The following is a 3,099-nucleotide window of genomic DNA, read 5'->3' on the forward strand; positions in this document are numbered from 1 at the left end:
CGATCCCATACGTCGATCGCGTCCGGCGCGGCGCGCGGCGTATTTCGATCCAGCCTTGTGCGGTGCGCCCTTCAGGTGAAGTCACGCGCAAGGTGCGGCGGTAGTGCCGCGCATCCACCGACTCGACGCCTGGGATCGCGCGCACAGCAAAAAAATCAAGCAACGCGTCGAAGTCGAACGGCTGCCGGGCTTGTAGCCGGAACGTATGGTGATCGAGCGCGCGCGGCACCCCACTGCGCTTGCGCAACGCGGTCGGGCTCATCCGGTATCGCTGCGAAAACGAGGTGTTCATCCGACGCACACTGCCGAAACCCGCGGCGAGTGCGACGTCGATCACGGGCATCGCGCTGTCGGTCAGCGGACGCTTGGCCAATAACAGCCGCGCAGTCTGCGCGTACGCGACCGGCGTGATGCCGAACTCGGCTTCGAAAACCCGACGCAGATGTCGATCGGTGACGCCGAGTCCGCGTGCGAGAGACGTCAAGCTCTTTTCTGCAAGCGCGCCGTCGTCGATCTGACTGGCCGCGGCGCGAGCCAGGCGCGCGGACGCATCGGCTGGCGGCGCCGGGCGCAAGTTCCGGCCGGCAGCGCAGGCACGGCCGGAATCCCGCATCCTCGGCCGCCGCCGCGCTGTTGAAGAAGCGGCAGTTTTCGCGCTTGGGTAGGGGTGCGGGACAAACCGGTCTGCAATAGATGCGCGTCGATCGCACCGCCGTGAAGTAGCGGCCGTCGAAGCGGGCATCCCGCGCACGGACCGCCCGGTAGCAAGCGTTCGTGTCGAGAACCATGGCGGCACTATGAACGAAAGCAGCGCCCCTTGCGCGCCGTTTTCGGACATAGGCACCGGTTTCGATCCGCGCGCAGGGCCCGACGAGTCGGCAACTCTAGGCCGAGGACCCACATGTTTGACAGCTCATGAGTCCAGCAATACTGCGCCTCTTGACGAAAAAAAGGCGTTTAAAATCCTTATCCCTCGCCCAACGGGCCGAAAATGGCCCGGGAACTATGAAACGTAGACCTCGCGACTCCTTTTCCGCCCGAAACCGATACACATATGCGCACCGCTCAACCATTTTTGGTTACTTGTTCAGAGCTTCCCTAATGCACACTCGGCTGATCACGGTGAGACACCCCATCCGTTGGCGCTGGCCCGCCTGAGCTGGCCCCGGGTGCTCAAACGGGTGTTTGACATCGACATCGCCCCAGTGCGGCGGCCCCTTGACAATCCTCGCCGCCATCGAAGACCCCACCGTGATCGCCAAGATCCTCGCGCATCTCGGCCTGCCCTCAGAGCACCGCCCCGATCCCCGGTGCGGGCATCCGATCGACTCCACATGGCCTGATCCCCAACCGATATCCCCTCCGGTTCAGCTCCCTGAGCCGACCCTTGTATGTTGTTGTGGTTGGTGAGATATATGAGAATTGTTAGGGCTTTGGAGGCTGTGGGCAAGGGGGCGCGCGGTGGGAAACGCGCAGCGTTTTCCACGGCAAGCGCCCGGTGCGCCAAAGGCGCATTGTCCACATCCTCCAAAGCCCTGCGCCGGCTCGGTGCGGCAGCTCGTCCGACCCTGGGGCGCCGAAGCCCGTGGGGGAGCGTAGGGCGCCGCACCGTGTTCTCCGATTAACCCGAACGGTTGCTGGGGCCAATGAGCCCGCATTTTTGCAAGGTGGGGTATGAGCGAGAATCCTGAGATCTTTGTAGGCATCGACATCTCCAAGGACACCCTGGACGTCGGTTTTCAGCCCTCTGGGCAGACCGTCCAGATCCCGCACGACGAGCCAGGCATCACCGAGGCGACGAGACGCTTGCGTGAGGCCGCGCCCCGCCTGGTCGTGCTTGAGGCGACAGGGGGTCTCGAGACGCGGCTTGCCGCGTCGCTGACGGCCGCCGGGGTACCGGTGGCAGTGGTCAATCCCCGTCAGGTGCGGGACTATGCCAAGGCCACGGGGCAGCTGGCCAAGACCGACCGCATCGATGCTTGGATGTTGGCGGATTTCGCCCGCACGATCCGTCCCGCGGTGCGCCCCATGAAGGAGATGTTCACGCGTGAGCTCGACGATCTCGTCACCCGCCGACGCCAGCTCGTGGAGATGCGGGTTCAAGAATCCCTCCGCCTGGGCCGTGCCTCGAAGCTGCAGCAGAAAAGCCTGAAGAGCCACATCGCCTGGTTGGACAAGCGCATCGAGGACCTCGATACGGATTTGAGGCGGCGCTTACGCGCAAGCCCCGCCTGGTGCGCGCGAGATGACCTCCTGCGCAGCATTCCAGGGGTGGGCGCCACCACTTCCGCGACGCTCCTCGCCAAACTACCCGAATTGGGTACGCTGGACCGCAAAGGCATCGCCGCGCTCGCCGGCCTTGCCCCGCTCGCCAACGACAGCGGCAAACAGCGGGGCAAGCGCGTCATCTGGGGTGGGCGTGCGGCGGTCCGCTGCGCACTGTACATGTCGACCGTCGCGGCTATCCGGTGCAATCCCGTCCTCCGCGCTTTCGCCGACCGCCTGAAGGCCGGAGGGAAACCCGCGAAGGTCGTGATCGTCGCCTGCATGCGCAAGCTCCTCAGCATCATGAACGCCATGGTCAAATCCAACTCACCCTGGAACCCAGAAGTCGCTTGACAACGAACACGGTTGCTCCCCCTTGGCCTGCACTCGCGCGAGACGCCAAAACGCTCCGAATCCTGGCGCCTGGACCCGAAGAATGGCCCGAAAAGCTCCTGATGCTAGTCCTAGGACTGGCCTGCTTGACATCCTACAGGTTCAGCAGTACTTTCCCTTCTGAGGGAAAAAGTGCATTTAAAATTCCTATACTCCCCCAAGCGTGCACTCGTGGCTACTCCCCGGGAAGCTGTGTGGTCACCGTCACCGTCAGGCGCTCTTTTGCGCCAAACGAACCCTTGCGCAGGATGTCCAGGGAGACCTTATCTCCGATCTGTATCGTGCTGATCTCGTTTTTCAACGCACTGGCATTCCGGACTGGCTGCCCGTTCACTGCGACGATCACATCGCCTGCCTGTAATCCGGCCTTTTGTGCAGGGCTGTTCGGTAGCACATCGACGATCACCGGCCCTTGGCGGTCTGGAAGGCCGAACGCCTTGG

Annotated in this window: 3 protein-coding genes and 1 pseudogene; 1 reads left to right on the plus strand and 3 read right to left on the minus strand. The window is 63.5% G+C overall.

The features are described 5' to 3' along the window. Both M3461_02980 and M3461_02985 read right to left on the minus strand, forming a co-directional pair. Positions 1-613 (minus strand): helix-turn-helix domain-containing protein (locus M3461_02980; GenBank protein MDQ3773398.1); only part of this gene is annotated, 613 nt, incomplete at its 3' end. A 22-nt stretch (positions 614-635) separates the two neighbouring features. After that, positions 636-788 (minus strand): annotated as a pseudogene (locus M3461_02985) (adenosine deaminase). 886 nt (positions 789-1,674) lie between these two features. Between M3461_02985 and M3461_02990 the strand changes: the two are divergent. Then, positions 1,675-2,619, plus strand: a complete 945-nt coding sequence (locus M3461_02990) for an IS110 family transposase (protein MDQ3773399.1) — start codon at positions 1,675-1,677, stop codon at positions 2,617-2,619. Between the two features lie 214 nt (positions 2,620-2,833). Here the strand turns inward: M3461_02990 and M3461_02995 are convergent. Beyond that, positions 2,834-3,099, minus strand: a 266-nt coding sequence (locus tag M3461_02995) for a PDZ domain-containing protein (protein MDQ3773400.1), incomplete at its 5' end; no start/stop codon positions are given.

It is taken from the genome of Pseudomonadota bacterium (genome assembly GCA_030860485.1).
Lineage (GTDB): Bacteria > Pseudomonadota > Gammaproteobacteria > JACCXJ01 > JACCXJ01 > JACCXJ01.